This is a genomic window from uncultured Streptococcus sp. (assembly GCF_902463925.1).
In the GTDB taxonomy this organism is placed as follows: domain Bacteria; phylum Bacillota; class Bacilli; order Lactobacillales; family Streptococcaceae; genus Streptococcus.
The window spans coordinates 183,869-203,551 of record NZ_CABQHE010000002.1; the positions used below are offsets into that span (position 1 = coordinate 183,869).

The following is a 19,683-nucleotide window of genomic DNA, read 5'->3' on the forward strand; positions in this document are numbered from 1 at the left end:
TATGAAAAAATATCAACGCATGCATCTAATTTTTATCAGACAATACATCAAGCAAATCATGGAGTACAAGGTCGATTTTGTGGTTGGTGTCTTGGGAGTCTTTCTGACTCAAGGCTTGAACCTCCTGTTTCTCAATGTCATCTTTCAACATATTCCATCTCTAGAAGGTTGGACTTTTCAAGAAATTGCCTTTATCTATGGATTTTCCTTGATTCCCAAGGGATTGGACCATCTCTTGTTTGACAATCTCTGGGCTTTAGGTCAACGACTAGTCCGAAAAGGGGAGTTTGACAAGTACCTAACTCGTCCTATCAATCCTCTCTTTCACATCCTCGTAGAGACCTTTCAGATTGATGCTTTGGGCGAACTCTTGGTCGGTGGAATTTTATTGGGAACAACAGTATCAAGCATTGCTTGGACGCTTCCCAAATTTCTACTTTTTCTAGTCTGTATTCCTTTTGCGACCTTGATTTATACTTCCTTGAAAATCGCGACAGCCAGCATCGCTTTTTGGACCAAGCAGTCAGGTGCTATGATTTATATTTTTTATATGTTCAATGATTTTGCCAAGTACCCGATATCTATTTACAATTCGCTTCTTCGTTGGTTGATCAGTTTTATCGTGCCTTTCGCCTTTACGGCTTATTATCCAGCTAGCTATTTCTTGCAGGGCAAGAATGGGCTCTTTAACATCGGTGGTTTGATTTTGATCTCCCTTGTCTTTTTTGGTATTTCCCTTAAACTCTGGGACAAGGGCTTGGATTCCTATGAAAGTGCAGGTTCCTAAGATGAAGAAACTTAAAGCCTTGTCTCAGGACAGGCTTTTTCTAATAGAGATGACAATTCCCTGACATCTATTCTCAGAGTGCTATATTGTAAGGGTAATCGCCGATTTAGCTCAGTTGGTAGAGCAAGGCACTCGTAAAGCCTAGGTTATAGGTAGATAAACGACTGAGGATTTGAAAAAATAGATATGTAGAAGATAACCGTTAAGTCTTATTCTTAGCGGTTTTTTATATTGTTTAATAGCGCTGATATTTCATTAATGATGTTTGACTTTGTGATGTTGCTAGTGCTTTAAGTTGATTGCTACTATTTTTGATGGTGTGAATGTTCTGATAATGTACCCCAGCTAACTACGAAAGTTTTCGACTCTATATTTTTAATTAGTATAAAAAAATAAATTAATGTATGTTAATTTTCCTTGACTTACATTTTTTAAATGATATACTATTTTTTTGGAGAGCTAACAATTATATATAAATGTACTACTCTATTTCCTAGATAATACTTATACTCGATGAAAATCAAAGAGCAAACTAGAAAACTATCCGCAGGTTGCTCAAAGCACTGCTTTGAGGTTGTAGATAGAACTGACGAAGTCAGTAACCATACATACGCTAAGACGACGTTGACGCGGTTTGAAGTGATCTCCGAAGAGTATTAGTAAAACTTTTTATAACAAATGCTAGCAAAGTTAAAGTTTACTATCTATTGGAAGTTAAATAAATATGTAAGGAATTGAAATGAAAAAAAGTACAGTATTGTCATTAACCACAGCTGCAGTTATTTTAGCAGCATATGTCCCTAATGAGGTAATCCTAGCAGATACACCTAGTTCTGAAGATTCCTTAAAAATATCTGATAAAGAAACAGTAATAGATAAACAAAACGAAAACGAAGAAAAACTTGAAGATACTCATAATGTTATAGAAACTTCAAAGGATACTGAAGAAAAGAAAACAACAATTGTTGAGGAAAAAGAAGTTGTTAGTAAAAATCCTGTGATAGACAATAACACTAGCAATGAAGAAGCAAAAATCAAAGAAGAAAATTCCAATCAATCCCAAGGAGAGAAAGCGGACTCGTCTGCAAGTAAAGACCCAGAAAGTCCCCAAAAAGAGGATAAACTTGTCTATATTGCTGAATTTAAAGATAAAGAATCTGGAGAAAAAGCAATCAAGGAGCTATCAAATCTTAAGAATACAAAAGTTTTATATACTTATGATAGAATTTTTAACGGTAGCGCTATTGAAACAACCAAAGATACTCTGGACAAAATTAAACTAATAGAAGGTATTTCATCGGTTGAAAGGTCACAAAAAGTCCAACCTATGATGAATCATGCTAGAAAAGAAATTGGAGTTGAAGAGGCAATCGATTACCTAAAATCTATCAATGCACCATTTGGGAAAAACTTTGATGGTAGAGGTATGGTCATTTCAAATATCGATACGGGAACGGATTATAGGCATAAGGCCATGAGGATTGATGATGATGCTAAAAGCTCAATGAGATTTAAAAAAGAAGACTTAAAAGGTACTGATAAAAATTTCTGGTTGAGTGATAAAATTCCTCATGCTTTCAATTATTATAATGGTGGTAAAATTACTGTAGAAAAAGCTGATGATGGAAGCGATTTTTTTGATCCACATGGGATGCATATTGCAGGGATTCTTGCGGGAAATGATACTGAAAAAGATATTAAAAACTTTAACGGAATAGATGGAATTGCTCCTAATGCACAGATTTTCTCTTATAAAATGTACTCTGACGCAGGATCTGGCTTCGCAGGAGATGAAACAATGTTTCATGCTATTGAAGATTCGATCAAACACAATGTCGATGTTGTTTCGATATCATCTGGCTTTACAGGAACAGGTCTTGTAGGTGAGAAATATTGGCAAGCTATTAGAGCATTAAGAAAAGCAGGCATTCCAATGGTTGTAGCTACGGGTAACTATGCGACTTCTGCTTCAAGTTCTTCATGGGATTTAGTGGCAAATAATAATCTGAAAATGACCGACACTGGAAATGTAACACGAACTGCAGCACATGAAGATGCGATAGCGGTCGCTTCTGCTAAAAATCAGACAGTTGAGTTTGATAAAGTTAACATAGGTGGAGAAAGTTTTAAATATAGAAATATAGGGGCCTTTTTCGATAAGAATAAAATCATAACAAACGAAGATGGTTCAAAAGCTCCTAGTAAATTGAAATTTGTATATATAGGCAAAGGTCAAGACCAAGATTTGATAGGTTTGGATCTTAAGGGCAAAATTGCAGTAATGGATAGAATTTATACAAAGGATTTAAAAAATGCTTTTAAACGTGCAACGGATAAGGGCGCACGCGCCATTATGGTTGTAAATACTGTAAATTACTACAATAGAGATAATTGGACAGAGCTCCCAGCTATGGGATATGAAGAGGATGAAGGAACTACTAGTCAAGTTTTCTCAATTTCAGGAGATGATGGTGTAAAGTTATGGAACATGATTAACCCTGATAAAAAAACTAAAGTCAAAAGAAATAATAAGGAAGATTTTAAAGATAAATTGGAGCAATACTATCCAATTGATATGGCAAGCTATAATTCTAATAAACCGAATGTAGGTGACGAAAAAGAGATTGACTTTAAGTTTGCACCTGACACAGACAAAGAACTGTATAAAGAAGAGATTATCGTTCCAGCAGGGTCCACATCTTGGGGGCCAAGAATAGATTTACTTTTAAAACCGGATGTTTCAGCACCCGGTAAAAATATTAAATCCACTCTCAATGTCATTAATGGGAAATCAACTTATGGTTATATGTCAGGGACTAGTATGGCAGCTCCAATCGTGGCAGCTTCTACTGTTTTGATTAGACCAAAATTAAAGGAAATGCTTGAAAGACCTGTGTTGAAAAATCTTAAGGGAGATGACAAAATAGATCTTACAAGTCTTACAAAAATAGCCCTACAAAATACTGCACGCCCTATGATGGATGCAACTTCTTGGAAAGAAAAAAGTCAATACTTTGCATCACCTAGACAACAGGGAGCAGGGCTAATTAATGTTGCCAATGCTTTGAGAAATGAAGTCGTAGCTACTTTTAAAAACACGGATTCTAAAGGTTTGGTAAACTCTTATGGTTCTATTTCTCTTAAAGAAATAAAAGGAGATAAAAAATATTTTACAATTAAGCTTCACAATACATCAAACAGACCTTTAACCTTTAAAGTTTCAGCATCTGCTATAACTACAGATGCTCTAACTGACAGACTCAAACTGGATGAAACATACAAAGATGAAAAATCTCCAGATGGGAAGCAAATTGTTCCAGAAATCCACCCAGAAAAAATCAAAGGAGCAAATATTACATTTGAGCATGACACTTTCACTATAAGCCCAAATTCTAGCTTTGATTTAAATGCGGTTATAAATGTTGGGGAGGCTAAAAACAAAAATAAATTTGTAGAATCATTTATTCATTTTGAGTCAGTGGAAGAAATGGAAGCTCTGAACTCCAACGGGAAGAAAATAAACTTCCAACCTTCTTTATCGATGCCTCTAATGGGATTTGCTGGGGATTGGAACCACGAACCAATCCTTGATAAATGGGCCTGGGAAGAAGGTTCAAGATCAAAAACAATGGAAGGTTATGATGATGATGGCAAACCGAAAATTCCAGGAACCTTAAATAAGGGGATTGGTGGAGAACAACATGGTATAGATAAATTTAATCCAGCAGGAGTTATACAAAATAGAAAAGATAAAAATACAACATCCCTAGATCAAAATCCAGAATTGTTTGCTTTCAATAACGAAGGGATCAACGTACCATCATCAAGTGGTTCTAATATTGCTAAAATTTATCCTTTAGATTCAAATGGAAATCCTCAAGATGCTCAACTTGAGAGAGGATTAACACCTTCTCCACTTGTATTAAGAAGTGCAGAAGAAGGATTGATTTCAATAGTAAATACAAATAAAGAGGGAGAAAATCAAAGAGACTTAAAAGTCATTTCGAGAGAACACTTTATTAAAGGAATTTTAAACTCTAAGAGAAATGATGCAAAGGGAATCAAATCTTCTAAGCTAAAAGTTTGGGGCGACTTGAAATGGGATGGACTCATCTATAACCCTAGAGGTAGAGAAGAAAATGCACCAGAAAGCAAGGATACCAAAGATCCTGCTACTAAGATAAGAGGACAATTTGAACCGATTGCAGAAGGTCAATATTTCTATAAATTTAAATATAGATTAACTAAAGATTACCCATGGCAGGTTTCCTATATTCCTGTAAAAATTGATAATACAGCCCCTAAGATTGTTTCGGTTGATTTTTCAAATCCTGAAAAAATTAAGTTGATTACAAAGGATACTTATCACAAGGTAAAAGATCAATACAAGAATGAAACCCTATTTGCGAGAGATCAAAAAGAACATCCTGAAAAATTTGACGAGATTGCAAACGAAGTTTGGTATGCAGGCGCCGCTCTGGTTAATGAAGATGGAGAGGTTGAGAAAAATCTTGAAGTAACTTATGCAGGTGAGGGTCAAGGAAGAAATAGGAAACTAGACAAAGACGGAAATACGATTTATGAAATTAATGGTGCAGGAGATTTAAGAGGAAAAATCATTGAAGTCATTGCATTAGATGGAGCTAGCAATTTCACAAAGATTCATAGAATTAAATTTGCTGATCATGCTGATGAAAAGGGGATGATTTCCTATTATCTAGTAGATCCTGATCAAGATTCATCTAAATACCAAAAGCTTGGCGAGATTTCCGAATCTAAATTTAAAAATTTAGAAAATAGAAAAGAGGATAGTCTTAAAAAAGATACAACTGAAGTAGAACATCATCAAGAAAATGAAGAGTCTATCGAAGAAAAATCTAGCTTGACTATTCATAAAACTATTTCAACAATTAGAAATTTTGAAAGTAAAGACTTAAAGAAACTCATTAAAAAGAAATTTAGAGAAGTTGATGACTTTACAAGTGAAACTGGTAAGAGAACAGAGGAATACGATTATAAATACGATGATAAGGGAAATATCATTGCTTATGACGATGGTAGTGCCTTAGAATATGAAACTGAAAAGCTTGACGAAATCAAATCAAAAATTTATGGTGTTCTAAGCCCGTCTAAAGATGGACACTTTGAAATTCTTGGAAAGATAAGTAATGTTTCTAAAAATGCCAAGGTATATTATGGCAATAACTATAAATCTATAGAAATCAAAACGACCAAGTATGATTCCCACTCAAAAACGATGACATTTGATTTATACGCTAATATTAATGATATTGTGGATGGATTAGCTTTTGCAGGAGATATGAGATTCTTTGTTACAGATGATGATCAGATAAAAGCTGAAACTAAAATTAGAATGCCTGAAAAAAATAAGGAAACTAAAACAGAATATCCCTATGCATCAAGTTATGGGAATGTCATAGAATTAGGAGAAGGTGATCTTTCAAAGAACAAACCAAACAATTTAACGGAAATGGAACCTGGTAAAATCTATTCTGATTCAGAAAAACAACAATATCTGTTAAAGGATAACATCATTCTAAGAAAAGGCTATGCACTAAAAGTGACTACCTATAATCCTGGAAAAACGGATATGTTAGAAGGAAATGGAGTTTATAGCCAGGAAGATATAGCAAAAATACAAAAGGCCAATCCTAATCTAAGAGTCCTATCAGAAAAAATAATTTATGCTGATAGTAGAAATGTTGAAGATGGAAGAAGTACTCAATCAGTATTAATGTCGGCTTTGGATGGCTTTAACATTGTAAAATATCAAGTGTTTACCTTTAAAATGAATGATAAAGGGGAGGCAATCGATAAAGATGGAAATCTTGTAACAGATTCTTCTAAACTTGTATTATTGGGTAAAGATGATAAAGAGTATCATGGGGAGGATAAGTCCAACGTAGAAGCTATAAAAGAAGATGGCTCTATGTTATTTATTGATACCAAACCAGTAAATCTTTCAATGGACAAGAACTACTTTAATCCATCTAAATCTAATAAAATTTATGTACGAAATCCAGAATTTTATTTAAGAGGTAAGATTTCTGATAAGGGTGGTTTTAACTGGGAGTTGAGAGTTAATGAATCGGTTGTAGATAATTATTTAATCTACGGAGATTTACACACTGATAACACTAGAGATTTTAACATTAAGCTTAATGTTAAAGACGGTGACATCATGGACTGGGGAATGAAAGACTATAAAGCAAACGGATTCCCAGATAAGGTAACAGATATGGATGGAAATGTTTATCTTCAAACTGGCTATAGCGATTTGAATGCGAAAGCGGTTGGAGTACACTATCAATTTTTATATGATAATGTTAAACCAGAAGTAAACATTGATCCTAAGGGAAATACTAGTATTGAATATGCTGACGGAAAATCTGTAGTCTTTAATATCAATGATAAAAGAAATAATGGATTCGATGGTGAGATTCAAGACAAACATATTTATGTAAATGGAAAAGAATATAAATCATTTGATGATATTAAACAACTAACAGATAAGACACTAAACATTAAGATTGTTGTAAAAGATTTTGCAAGAAATACAACCGTAAAAGAATTCATTTTAAACAAAGATACGGGAGAGGTAAGCGAACTAAAACCTCATACGGTAACTGTGACCATTCAAAATGGAAAAGAAGTGAGTTCAACGATAGTGTCGGAAGAAGATTTCATTTTACCTGTCTATATGGGCGAATCAGAAAAAGGATATCAATTTGATGGCTGGGAAATTTCTGGTGTCGAAGGTAAAAAAGAGGCTGGCTATGTTCTTAATGTATCAAAAGATACCCTTATAAAACCTGTATTCAAGAAAATAGAGGAGAAAAAGGAAGAGGAAAATAAACCTACTTTTGATGTATCCAAAAAGAAAGATAACGTACAGGTAAATCCTAGTCAATTAAATCAAAGTCTTAGAAAAGAGGATTTACAAAGAGAAAATCATTCACACAAATCTGATTCAACTAAGGATGTCAAAGTTACAGTTCCTGATGAAAATGATAAAAACTTTGAAAATAAGAAGGAAGTTTATCTTAATGAACCAGAGAACATAGATAATAAATATACCAATATTGATAGTAAATCAACTACTAACAATGATAGGTTGCCAAAAACCGGAACAGTTAGCGAAGTCTTCATGTCATTAGTTGCCGGAATAATGTTTACTGTAGGTGCATTTCTTGGATTGAAGAAAAAAGATTAAGATTAAGACAAAAGCTATAGATGAAAAAGATGGTGTTAAAAAGTTAGGCTTTGTAAAAGTTGCTGATAAGACTTATTATTTTGTAGAAGATGGTGAGAAGAAAACTGGTTTTGTTAAAATCGATGATAAAACTTACTATGTCAAAGAAGGTGTTCGTCTAACGGGTGATATTACTGTTGATGGGAAACATTATTTCTTGGATGAGGAAGGTGTTCTTAAGCAAGGGATTGTTGTGATTAATGGTAAAAAATTCTTTATCGATAGTGAAGGAAATCGTCAGGCTGGCTGGAAGAAGGTTGAGAGTGACTGGTATTATTTCTCTAAAGAAGATGGAATGAAGACTGGTTGGTTTAAATAAGGTGATACTTGGTACTACTTAAATGGTTCAGGCGAAATGCAAACTGGTTGGTTGCAAGACGGTGGCACATGGTATTATCTAAATGGTGCAGGTGCAATGGCGACAGGCTGGGCTCAAGTTGGTGGTACTTGGTACTACTTAAATAGTTCAGGTGCTATGAAAACTGGTTGGTTGAAACAAGGTGGTAGTTGGTATTATCTTAATAATTCAGGCGCTATGAAGACCGGTTGGTTCCAAGTAGATGGTAAATGGTACTATGCTTATAGTTCAGGAGTCCTTGCAGTAAGCACTACAATCAATGGTTATACAGTAAATGCCAACGGTGAGTGGGTTTAAAAGTGTAAAATTTACCATCGAAAATGTAAATAATGAAAAGAAAGCTTATAAAACGGGCTTTCTTTTTCTGCTATGAGAGGTGTATTTGAAAATTAACATAAGTATATAATTGTATAAATAAAATAACCTATTACTTGATTATCTTTTTAGAAAGCGCTATAATAACTCCGGATACGATTTTATGAAAGGGGTTCCAAAATGAATAAAAAGAAAACCATTTTAACAAGCTTGGCTAGTGTAGCTGTTTTAGGTGCTGCGCTTGCTGCATCTCAACCGTCAGTTGTAAAAGCTGATGATTCTACTAATACAGCAACTAATACTACTACTACTCCAGCTAAACCAGCAGCTACTCAGCCTGCCGAAACTGGAGCTACTGACACTTCTAAATCAGAGGTGACAAGTCCAGAGATTAAACAAGCTGAAGCTGATGCTAAAGCTAAAGAAGCAAAAGTTACAGAAGCTCAAGCAAAAGTAGATACAACTACTACTGCAGCTAACGAAGCAACTACTAAACTAGAGGCTGAGAAAAAAGAAGCTGCTGACGCTAACGCTACAAAAACTAAGGCAGAAGAAGCTAAAAAAACTGCTGATGATGAATTAGCTGCGGCTAAACAAAAAGCTGCTGAAGCTGACGCTAAAGCAAAAGAAGAAGCTAAAAAAGAAGAAGACGCTAAGAAAGAAGAAGCTGATTCTAAAGATGCTTTATCAAAAGCTTTAGTTCAATTAGAAAAAGATATCGATGCTGATGCTAAGATTACAAATAAAGAAGAAGCTAAAAAAGTATTAGGTAAAGAAGATATTTTAGCAGCTGTAGAAGCTGGTGATTTAAAAGCTGGGGATGTTCTTAAGGAATTAGAAAACGATAACAATACTGCAAGTAACACTGCTACAACTCCAGCCGAAGCTAAAACTAAAGATCAATTACCAGCAGACATTAAGGCTGGGATTGACAAAGCTGAAAAAGCAGATGCTGCTCGTCCAGCATCAGAAAAACTTCAAGATAAAGCTGATGATTTAGGTGAAAATGTTGACGCTCTTACAAAAGATGCTGAAGCATTAAAAGCTGAAGAAGATAAAAAAGCGGAAGCTCTTAAAAAACAAGAAGATACATTAAAAGAAGCCAAAGAAGCTCTTAAATCAGCTACAGATAACGGTTCTGATTCTGATATCGTTGCTTCATTAGATAAAGCTGTTAAAGCTATCGAAAAAGCTAAAGATGCTGCACAAGATGCATTCGATAAAGCTGCTTCTGATACTCAAGCTTACGCTGAAGAACTTAACAAACTTACTGATGAGTACAACAAAACTCTAGAAGAAGTAAAAGCTGCTAAAGAAAAAGAAGCTAGCGAACCAGCTAAGCCAAAAGAAGAAGAACCAGCTAAACCAGCAGAAAAAACAGAAGCTGAAAAAGCTGCTGAAGCCAAAGCAGAAGCTGATGCTAAGGTTGCTGAATTAGAGAAAAAAGTTGCTGAAGCAGCTAAAAAAGTTGAAGAAGCTACAGCTAAAGCTACTAAAGAAGCTGAAGATGTAAAAGCTGCTCAAACTAAAAAAGATGAAGCCGATAAAGCTAAAGCTGACGCAGAAGCTGAATTGACTAAAGCCAAAGCAGAAGCAGACAAAGCTAAAGCAAAAGTTGAAGAACTTAAAAAAGAAGAATCTGAAACTAGAACTGCTCTTAAAGATGCATTAGATCAATTTGAAAAAGATATCGATGCTGATGCTAATATTACAAATAAAGAAGAAGCTAAAAAAGCATTAGGTAAAGAAGATATTTTAGCTGCAGTTGAAAAAGGCGACTTAACTGCAGGAGATGTTCTTAAAGAATTAGAAAATCAAAATGCGACTGCTGAAGCTACTAAAGATCAAGATCCTCAAGCTGACGAAATCGGTGCTACAAAACAAGAAGGTAAAAATCTATCTGAGCTTCCAGCTGCTGATAAAGAAAAATTAGACGCTGCTTACAACAAAGAAGCTTCTAAACCAATCGTTAAAAAACTTCAAGATATCGCTGATGATATCGCTGAAAAAATTGAAAAATTAACTAAAGTAGCTGATAAAGATAAAGCTGATGCTACTGAAAAAGCTAAAGCAGTAGAAGAAAAAAATGCTGCATTAGATAAACAAAAAGAAACTTTAGAAAAAGCTAAAGCTGCTCTTGAAACAGCTAAGAAAAATAATGCTGAACAATCTATCCAAGATGGATTACAAGATGCTGCAACTAGATTAGAAGCTGCTGTTGCTTCTGCTAAAACTGCCGCTGATGAAGCTCAAGCTAAATTCGACGAAGTTAACGAAGCAGTAAAAGCTTACAAAGATGCAATTGATGAACTAACTGACGATTACAACGCAACTTTAGGTTATATCGAAAACTTAAAAGAAGTTCCTAAAGGCGAAGAACCTAAAGACTTCAGTGGTGGCGTAAATGATGATGAAGCAACTACTGAGCCTGCTAAGGAAGCGGATGAGGTTCCAACGGTTCCTAATGCTCCAGAATTCAATGGTGGGGTAAATCCTGCTGATGCTCCAACAGCTGAAGAAAAACCTGAATTCACAGGTGGAGTAAACGATGAAGAAGCGCCTACAACACCAGCAACTCCAGAGTTCAATGGTGGTGTAAATGATGAAGAAGCGCCTACTGTTCCTAATAAACCTGAAGGTGAAGCTCCAGCAGAACCTAAAGTTGAATCATCAAAAGGTGAGGCTTTAGTTCAACCAGCACTTCCTGAGTTCAAAGGTGGAGTAAATTTTGTAGAAGCTGCTGTTAACGAAGTTCCAGAGTTCAACGGAGGCGTGAATGCTGCTGAAGCAGCTACTACTGAAGAAAAACCTGAGTTTGATTTATCAAAATTAAATGAAGGTAAATTACCTGAATCAAATAAAGAAAATCCAGCGCCATCAAGACCTGAAAAAACAGCTCCTGATTTCCCAATCCCAGCTAAAGTTGGAACACCTGGAAATTCACCGCGTGAAAATTCTGATACTACAGCTGTGAAAGCAGAAGATAAGAAAGAACTTCCTAACACTGGTTCTGTAAATGCTGGCGAAACATCTGTTGGCTCACGTGTGGCTAAAGATGCAAATAAATTGCCATCAACTGGTGACGAATCTTCAATTCTCACTACTGTGGGTATGGCAATAATGTCTTTATTTGGTATCCTATATATCGGAAAACACCGTAAAAATACAAATAAAGAAGTGTAAATTGTAAATAATAAACGATCTAGTTTAAATCGGCTCCTTGTCAACTGTAGTGGGTGACGAAAAGCTAACATCTAGAGAGGGCCAGATAGGTCCTCTTTTTATGTATGTTTAGAGTGATGAAAACACGCTTCCTAAAGTTGATAAAATTTCTAAAACTGAAGCCCAGACGTTTAATATCTTTGATAAGCTTATTGGTCCCCTCCAATTTTGCATTTGAGTACTGTGTTTCTAGTGCGTTTTTGATGTATTGTTTGTGTCTAAGAAAAGTCCTAAAGACTATTTTGAAGTAATGGTTGACCTTGCTTATATTCTCCTCTATGAGTTCAAAAAAATCATCCACTCTTTTTTCCTGAAAGTGAAAAAGTAAAAGCTGATAGAGGTTAGAATAATTAGCGAGTTCCTCTGAGAAATTCAATGTCTTCTCAACAACTTCATGTGGTGCTAAAGTTTGGCGGAAAGTCTTTGAATAAAAAGAGTTGAGAGATAGTTTACGGCTGTCCTTTTGGAAAAGTCGCCAATGATTTTTCAAGGCTCGATAGGGTAGTGACTTCTTATCGAGCTGGTTCATGGTTGCAATTCTTGTCTTTAAAAAAGCTCGACCAAGATGCTGGATAATGTGGAAACGATCAATAATGATTTCGGCGTTTGGGAAAAGTTTTTTGGCTAGTGGGATATAGGCTCCAGACCTATCCATTGTGATAAACTGCACCTGTTGGCGAGCTTTTAATGGATACTTTAAAAAGTAGTTTCGTATAGTGGTTTGACGGCGATTATCAAGGATGGTTATGAGTTCGTTTGTCTCATAATTCTGCGCCACAAAAGCCAATTTCCCTTTCTTGAACCCAAACTCATCCCAGGACATTATAGCTGGAAGTTTGTCATAATGTTTCTTGAAAGTGAACTGGTCAAGCTTACGATAGACAGTGGACGTCTACACACGAAACCTTCTGGCAATATCAGTTAGTGACACCTTCTCAGTTAGGAGTTGTGTAACCTTTTGTCGGACCAGATTAGAGATTTGGCAGTTTTTCTCAACGATAGATGTCTCAGCTACCATGACTCGTCTACAACTTTTACACTGGAAACGACGTTTTTTCAGACGTAGTAGTGTTGGAGTTCCGGCTTGCTCAAGAAGAGGGATTTTAGAAGGCTTTTGAAAGTCGTACTTGATCATCTTTCCATGGCAATGAGGACATAATGGTGCAGGGTAATCGAGTTTTGCTTGAATCTCGATATGAGTGTCAGTTTCAAAAACAAGTGAAATCTTGATATTTTGGTCTTTAATTCCGATTAATTCTGTGGTATTCTTAATAAGTCTCATAAGTTCTTCCTAATGATGGTTTGGTCGCTTTTCATTATAGTTCTTATGGGACTTTTTGTCTGCATTCAAAAAGCTCTATAATCTCTACAGTGGTTTTACCCACTACAGAAATTATAGAGCCGATAAAAAACGTAACGATAAGGATTCAATTGTTATTCAATAATTTATCTTTAAAGTAGTTGAAGAAAGTTTTTTTAGCGATAACACTCACTACTTTTCCCTGCATACCATAGGTAAGATGTTCTCTATCTTGTGATGTTACATTGACTTTAGCGGTTACTTTGAAGAAGTTACCGTTTTTTGTTTCTGTTGCAGCTTTATCTAGTGAGACAATCTCTCCTTCTATAACTGTAGGAGTTTTTCCAACGGTATTTAGTGTAAATCTTACAGTTTGTTGTTTTTTCAATTGGTTGATATAGTTTGAGTTGACATAGTATGTTATGGCTACATTTTTAGCTTTAGAAAGATTAGGATAAATTTGTCCAATAACAGTTCCTTGAGGTATATAAGATTCGCCTTTGATTTGACTATTGAGATGTAGGACACCATTTGAGTTAGCATACAGGCTAGTTGCTTCTTTTCTGATATTAGCTTGTTCAAGTTGGGCTTGAAGACTTTCTTTGTCTTTATTGACTTGATTAAGCTGTTCTTGAGCTTGTGATACTTGCCGATTTCGCAGTGTCTCTATTTGTGAAGAAGCGCTATTATCGTAAGTTACAGTGGATACATTACTAGAAAGCTTCAGATTAAGATTAAGATTGTCAATGGATGATTGTAGGCCGTTGTTGTTTGATTGGATTTCGGATAAGTATTGTGTTTTGACTTGTTCGCCAGTTCCATCACTTTGTACCAACTGGCGAAGGTAACTATTAAGTATAGAGGTTAAAGGATTATTTTTAGATAGACTTGTTTGCCCCTGATTAATGTCTGATTGTGGTTCTTGATATTGACTGACCTGTGTTTGTAGTTCTGTTTTTTGTTTAGAAATACTAGAATTAGCTTTATTGACACTTTCCTCTTGCTTTGCAACTGTGGCATTGGCTTGATTAACTTGGCTAGTAATAGTAATCGCTTGGTTTAAAAAGGCATTGATTGTGCTAGAGTAGCCAAATTCATCATTATCTCCGAAAAGATTCGTTCCTTGTTTTAAACTGTTAATTAACGTCTCTAAAGCAGCAGCTTGTCTATCATCTCTATCTATTTGCTGCTGAATACTATTACTCTGAGAAGCTTCGAGTTTATCAGAGTATTTAACGAGAAGGTCTCCTTTTTTTACTGTCTTATTATCTTTAAGATTGTTAGTTGAGATAATATTATTACTAGTAGATTGAATAACCTCGATTACTTTTGTTGGCGTGATTTCTCCAGTACTTGTTACCGTTACTTCTGTATGAGCAAACAAAGAAAATAATACAATGAATAAGACCAGTAGCGTCAAAGGTAGCACGAGTATAGTAGCAAAGTTATGATAACGACGTTGGTAGAACTCCGCTGATTGAAATAAGTGGTTGTTCATAAAACTCTCCTTACTTGAATAAATGGTAGTAGAAGCCTTGTTTATTGATCAATTCTTGGTGACTACCTTCTTCAATTAATTTTCCTTTGTCAAGGACAATAACACGGTCAACCTGTTTAGCGATACTTAGTCTATGTGCGACAAAAATAATTGTTTTATCTGTTAGCTGCATCAGATTATTGATGACTTTTTTCTCTGTTAAAACATCTAGACCGCTTGTAGCCTCATCAAGAATCAAAATAGGAGCTTGGGTTAGTAAAGCACGTGCTAAAGCTAAGCGTTGTTTCTGTCCACCTGATAAGCCAGCTCCATCAGATAGTTCTGTCTGATAACCAAGGGGCATAGCTTCAATATCTGCTCGAATTTCCGCAATTTGACAAGCCATAAGGATATCTTCTTGAGTAATGTCTGGACTTGCTCCTAAGGTGAGATTGTCTAAAATAGATCCTGAAAAAATATATGATTGTTGTGGAAGGTAGTTAATGTACTGACGGAGTTGCTTTTTATCAATCATTTTCAAATCCATATTACCCAGTCGAATATTGCCTTGGTTAGGCTCATAAAAGTTTACAATCATCTTTGCAAGTGTCGTTTTACCAGAACCACTGATTCCAACTAAACTGACTTTTTCTCCTTGTTTTATAGTTAAATTGAGGTCACTTAGAGTGTAGGTCTCAAATCCATATCTGTAAGACACATCATGAAAAGTGATGTCACCAGAAAGTTTTGACGTCATACTAGTTGTGCCTTCAAATTCAGAAGCAACGAGATAGACTTCATTAAGACGTTTATTAGCAACCTTAGCAGATTGCAACTTTGTTTGAAGATTAATAATATTTTCAATAGGATTTGTAAAATAAGATAGCAAAGTATTGTAAGTGATGAGTTGACCGATTGAGATTTTACTATCCATCACTAAGCTAGCCCCGAACCATAAAATAGCAACATTTAAAATGAGTTGAGCACCGTGCTTTAATGAAGTTTGGGCATTTTCATATTTGCTTAGTTTAAAAGATTTATTGAGATAATCAACAAACTCGCTATCAATTTTTTGGTAACGCAATTCTTCACTGGTTAGCGATTTAATCGTTTCAATACCATTGATATCCTCTATAATAGCTGAGCTAACCATGGCATTACTTTGCATCACATCATGGTTCATTTTTTCAAAAGGCTTGAGAAATGCAAAAATAATGACTGTATAAATCGGTAAAGCTACGAGTGTCAAAAGAAATAGCTGTATATTTTGAAGCACTAGTACACTACCAACAATAAAAACGATACTAACATCTAGAAAGAGGGATAGGATAGTTGAAGCCAAAGCATCTATGATGGAGTTAGCATCTGTAAAACGAGAGATAATCTCCCCAGTTCTCCTCGTTGCAAAGAAAGACATAGGCAGTGTAAAGATATGGCGGATGTAGGATAGAATGACATCTATTGTCAGTCGTTGGCTAAGCACTCTTAATAGATAGGACTGGGAGAATGCCATGAGCTGCTGCAGGATATAGGTGATGACAAGTCCTAGAGAAATAATGCCTAGAGTTGATTTCATATTATTAGGAATGTACTTATCCAAAATTCCCTGTAAATAGTAAGAACCAACAATATTGACCAAAGTGACAAGCAGGCTAGCTAAGACAATATAGGTAATTAGTGTTTTTTGCTTTAAGATTAAAGGGAGAAAGCTTAAAAGACCGTTTTTCTTATCCTTGTGAGGCTTGTAACTAGGAGCTGGTGCTAAGAAAATAGCAACACCTGTCCATTCCTGCTCAAAGCGCTCCTTAGACATTTTAGTAACTTTTACACTCGGATCTGGATCACCAATAATCAGATAATCTTTCTTAGCTTTATAAACAACATAAAAATGTTGCAATTTCCCTTCTTTATTGACATGGACAATGAACGGATAAGGAATATCCGTCATATCAAACAATTCCATATTTGCCTTAATTGCCTTGGTTTCAAATCCCATTTTTTTGGCAGCTTCAGTGATACCTAGGGCAGTAGTACCCTCTTTTGTCGTTTTTGCAAGTTCTCGAAGATGAGCTAGTGAGAAGTCAGAACCGTAGTGTTTGGCAATGGAGGCAAGGGCAGCGACACCACAGTCACGCATATCCATTTGAGCAACATAAGCATACCGTTTCATACATTATTTCCTTTTTTGATAATTCAATTAATTATGACATAGTAAGATATAAATTGGAGAACGTATTCCCAAACAGTATATTTTTATTCCTAAAAGGGAGACTGATGTTGGTATGATTTTATGGAAACGTTTTGATAGACTAGTATCTAACCAAAGGAGATGTCCAAATGAGCCAAAAATATACCAAAGAGTTCAAGGAAACAATTGTTCAATTGCATGAAGCAGGACAGCCTGTTTCAGATCTAGTCAAAAAGTACGGAGTTGCCAACCAAACTATATACAAATATGTTAGTATCGGATATAAATCCACTTTATATTACTGTGCTAATTATTTTGTTATTAGTAGCATTTAAGATTTTATCAATTCTTTATGCTAGATTCTTAATAACCGAAGCTTTTAAATTCATTAATATAGCTGTATGACATCCTATTTACTATGGAAAACAACTATCAGGTTTTAACAAGTTTTTATGGTTTTTGATGACTCCAATACTTTATGTCATATTTGCTTTTTTCTTGGTATTGTTATTCCGATATTTGTTTGGGTAAAATTCATACAACAAGTGATGGGTAGAATAGCCTGTCACTTTTTTTCAGCACGCGCGTGAGTAGGACATCGTGTAACTTTTAAACACAAAAAACTCTAAGCAGGCAGAGCCTGCTTAGAGTTTTTGTTGCACTATGTTTTACAATTTATCTCTTAAAATAAACTTTGTTCATAATGGTTACCTCCTACACTTTTCAATATAAGTATTGAAGAAAATGAATAAGACCAATCAATCGTTACCACTTCAATTTTATGCTCCTTGATTGTCTTAATGTAATAAATATCTTCAAGAGCAAACTGATAAACTCTAGAATTTGTCTTAAGTGATAGAAAGTTCATTTGATCTCCCTTGAAAACAAGTGATTATTTGTTAACTGATATACTTTTTATCAATTTTCTTAAGTAGTCCATAGACTATCAGCAACATAATACCTCCAATAATTGTCAAATAATCTTTCTTATCTCCCGTTTTAGGAAGATTATTTGACTGCGCAACTATTGCCGTACCAATAGATTTTTCATTTGAAGATGTAGGCGTTATTGATAAAGTAGTATAGCTAACACCTGTATTTTTGTTAGTAGCTTCGGTTTTTTCTCCAACGCTAGGGAGTTGCTTTTCTTGTTCGCTGTTGCCTACGTTACTCTCAGTAAAAGCTACCTCACTACTTTTTTTATCTAGATCTTTAAACATATAGCGATAAATATCATCGGCTCCGCCGCCGCCAACCCAGCCAGAGATAGCTTGTCCATTTTCAAGACGAATAAGAGTTGGTGTTCCAGGGATACCCACAGTACCGAAAAGAAAATCACTTGCATTCTTATCAAAATCTTCACCATCTGTATTGTAGTATTCAACTGGTGTTAATTGATTTAATTTTTTCAACTCTGGTGAAAATTGGCGACAGTAATAACAAGTTGGACGCCCAACATAAAGAAGATGTTTATTCTCATCAGGGGTAAACATTTGATATACATCATTGATAGAAACTTTAGTTAAGTTCTCTACATTTTCTTGATACTGCTCTTGTGTAACTTCTGGAGCAGCTTCAGCTTCTATATCGGACGCTTCTTCAGCAACAGGTGTTTCCATATTAGTACTTGTGGCCTCTTCAGAAACGACTGCGGGTACTTGTGTAAAACTATCTGTGGATTCAGTAATTTCTGGTATTTCATCAACGGTTGAATTATTTTGACCAACCGTATCCTCAGTTATAATCGCTGTTTTTTGATCTATAGAACTGGTTTCATCTGCTAAAACATTTGGAAAGTTAGCTATAAATAAGATACTTGTTAACACTGTTATCTGTTTTAGTTGCTTTTTGATCATAGTTATCATCCTTTCACTTTTTAAGTTTCCTGTCTTAAGACTATATCATAAAAGAAACTCTCTTTTTTCTTCTTTTCCTAAAAGGTATAGTTTTTTGCCCAAAAGGTGCTTTTTGGGCAAAAAAAACAAAGATTAATCATAAATGGGGCAGAACACAACCTCATCAGTTAGAATTCTTTGCTAAGGGAAGATACTACAAATATAGATACTCTAACTGTCGACCTTTTCTCATTAATGCGTCTCAATCTTGTACATAAATGTTTCTAAGCGAGAAGGTATTACCTAAAGAAGGATTTATCGTTCATACTACCAAAGCTCTCAATAAATATACTAGAGTATGATTTCGAGAATTATCTAGAAAGAAAATAAGACATCAAAAGAGAGCTTGTCAATGATGCTCATTTCACAACCATTGAACAAGCTCAGCTTGAAACTTTTAATATAATAAGACTTACTATAGTCTCAAACGTTTGCATTTCGCTTTATGACACTAACCAGCCTTACTATCCCATTAGTTTAAGTTATTGTCAACTAATTCATAATATTGGAATAAAATAAAGTTCGCACTCAACAAATGGAGAATAGCTCTTTTATCTAAAATAAACTCACAACCATTGTCCAATACTCATCAAACCGATTCCAAGTCCTTTATTTTTATATTCATGACTAGTAATTGTCATATAGAGGAGCTTTACACTATCTGATAACTTTTGATTAATTGCCAAAGGACGAAGTGAAGATTCCAAATCAGCTACAATTCGTGGAAAATAAGAACTCTTTTTTTCTAAATCACTTTTAGCTTTTTGTAAAATCACCCTTTCAGACTGAGACAATTTAGAATCAAGACAATCATCAAGCAATTTTGTCAATTTAACTTCTTTTTTATTACTATGTGTGCTTATCATCT

At 35.0% G+C, this 19,683-nt stretch carries 9 protein-coding genes and 3 pseudogenes; 7 read left to right on the forward strand and 5 right to left on the reverse strand.

Translation table 11 applies throughout. The features are described 5' to 3' along the window. Position 1: 1 nt before the first annotated feature. The 6 genes and pseudogenes from RDY04_RS02620 to RDY04_RS02640 all read left to right on the forward strand — a co-directional run bounded on the left by RDY04_RS02620 (position 2) and on the right by RDY04_RS02640 (position 11,916). On the forward strand, positions 2 to 787 hold the full coding sequence (locus RDY04_RS02620) for an ABC transporter permease (RefSeq protein ID WP_303950556.1): 786 nt from the start codon (positions 2 to 4) through the stop codon (positions 785 to 787). Positions 788 to 1,526: 739 nt separating this feature from the next. Beyond that, a complete protein-coding gene (locus tag RDY04_RS02625) occupies positions 1,527 to 8,021 on the forward strand; it encodes a S8 family serine peptidase (protein WP_303950558.1) in 6,495 nt (2,164 codons plus the stop codon). A gap of 16 nt (positions 8,022 to 8,037) precedes the next feature. Beyond that, positions 8,038 to 8,166 (forward strand): annotated as a pseudogene (locus RDY04_RS09565) (autolysin); the annotation flags it as partial. Positions 8,167 to 8,217: 51 nt separating this feature from the next. Next, positions 8,218 to 8,379, forward strand: a complete 162-nt coding sequence (locus tag RDY04_RS02630) for a hypothetical protein (RefSeq protein WP_303950560.1) — start codon at positions 8,218 to 8,220, stop codon at positions 8,377 to 8,379. After that, positions 8,380 to 8,715, forward strand: a pseudogene (locus tag RDY04_RS02635) (PspC family transcriptional regulator); the annotation flags it as partial. A gap of 198 nt (positions 8,716 to 8,913) precedes the next feature. Continuing rightward, positions 8,914 to 11,916, forward strand: coding sequence for an SIALI-17 repeat-containing surface protein (locus RDY04_RS02640; RefSeq protein ID WP_303950561.1), 3,003 nt, complete (start codon positions 8,914 to 8,916; stop codon positions 11,914 to 11,916). Between the two features lie 71 nt (positions 11,917 to 11,987). Here RDY04_RS02640 and RDY04_RS02645 read toward each other — a convergent pair. The 3 genes and pseudogenes from RDY04_RS02645 to RDY04_RS02655 form a co-directional block, all read right to left on the reverse strand. Then, a pseudogene (locus RDY04_RS02645) lies at positions 11,988 to 13,237 on the reverse strand (ISL3 family transposase). 145 nt (positions 13,238 to 13,382) lie between these two features. Beyond that, the gene (locus RDY04_RS02650; RefSeq protein ID WP_303950562.1) at positions 13,383 to 14,753 is read right to left on the reverse strand and encodes a bacteriocin secretion accessory protein; all 1,371 of its coding nucleotides are present in this window, start codon (positions 14,751 to 14,753) and stop codon (positions 13,383 to 13,385) included. A gap of 10 nt (positions 14,754 to 14,763) precedes the next feature. Next, the gene (locus RDY04_RS02655) at positions 14,764 to 16,902 is read right to left on the reverse strand and encodes a peptide cleavage/export ABC transporter (RefSeq protein WP_303950563.1); all 2,139 of its coding nucleotides are present in this window, start codon (positions 16,900 to 16,902) and stop codon (positions 14,764 to 14,766) included. A 167-nt stretch (positions 16,903 to 17,069) separates the two neighbouring features. On the opposite strand from RDY04_RS02655, the gene RDY04_RS02660 reads away from it, so the two are divergent. Further along, on the forward strand, positions 17,070 to 17,255 hold the full coding sequence (locus RDY04_RS02660; protein WP_303950565.1) for a helix-turn-helix domain-containing protein: 186 nt from the start codon (positions 17,070 to 17,072) through the stop codon (positions 17,253 to 17,255). A gap of 564 nt (positions 17,256 to 17,819) precedes the next feature. Here the strand turns inward: RDY04_RS02660 and RDY04_RS02665 are convergent. Both RDY04_RS02665 and RDY04_RS02670 read right to left on the reverse strand, forming a co-directional pair. Then, positions 17,820 to 18,776 carry an LPXTG cell wall anchor domain-containing protein gene (locus RDY04_RS02665; RefSeq protein WP_021151503.1) on the reverse strand — a complete coding sequence of 319 codons (957 nt, stop codon included), beginning with the start codon at positions 18,774 to 18,776 and terminating at the stop codon, positions 17,820 to 17,822. Positions 18,777 to 19,381: 605 nt separating this feature from the next. After that, the gene (locus tag RDY04_RS02670; RefSeq protein ID WP_021151504.1) at positions 19,382 to 19,681 is read right to left on the reverse strand and encodes a bacteriocin immunity protein; all 300 of its coding nucleotides are present in this window, start codon (positions 19,679 to 19,681) and stop codon (positions 19,382 to 19,384) included. Positions 19,682 to 19,683 lie beyond the last annotated feature (2 nt).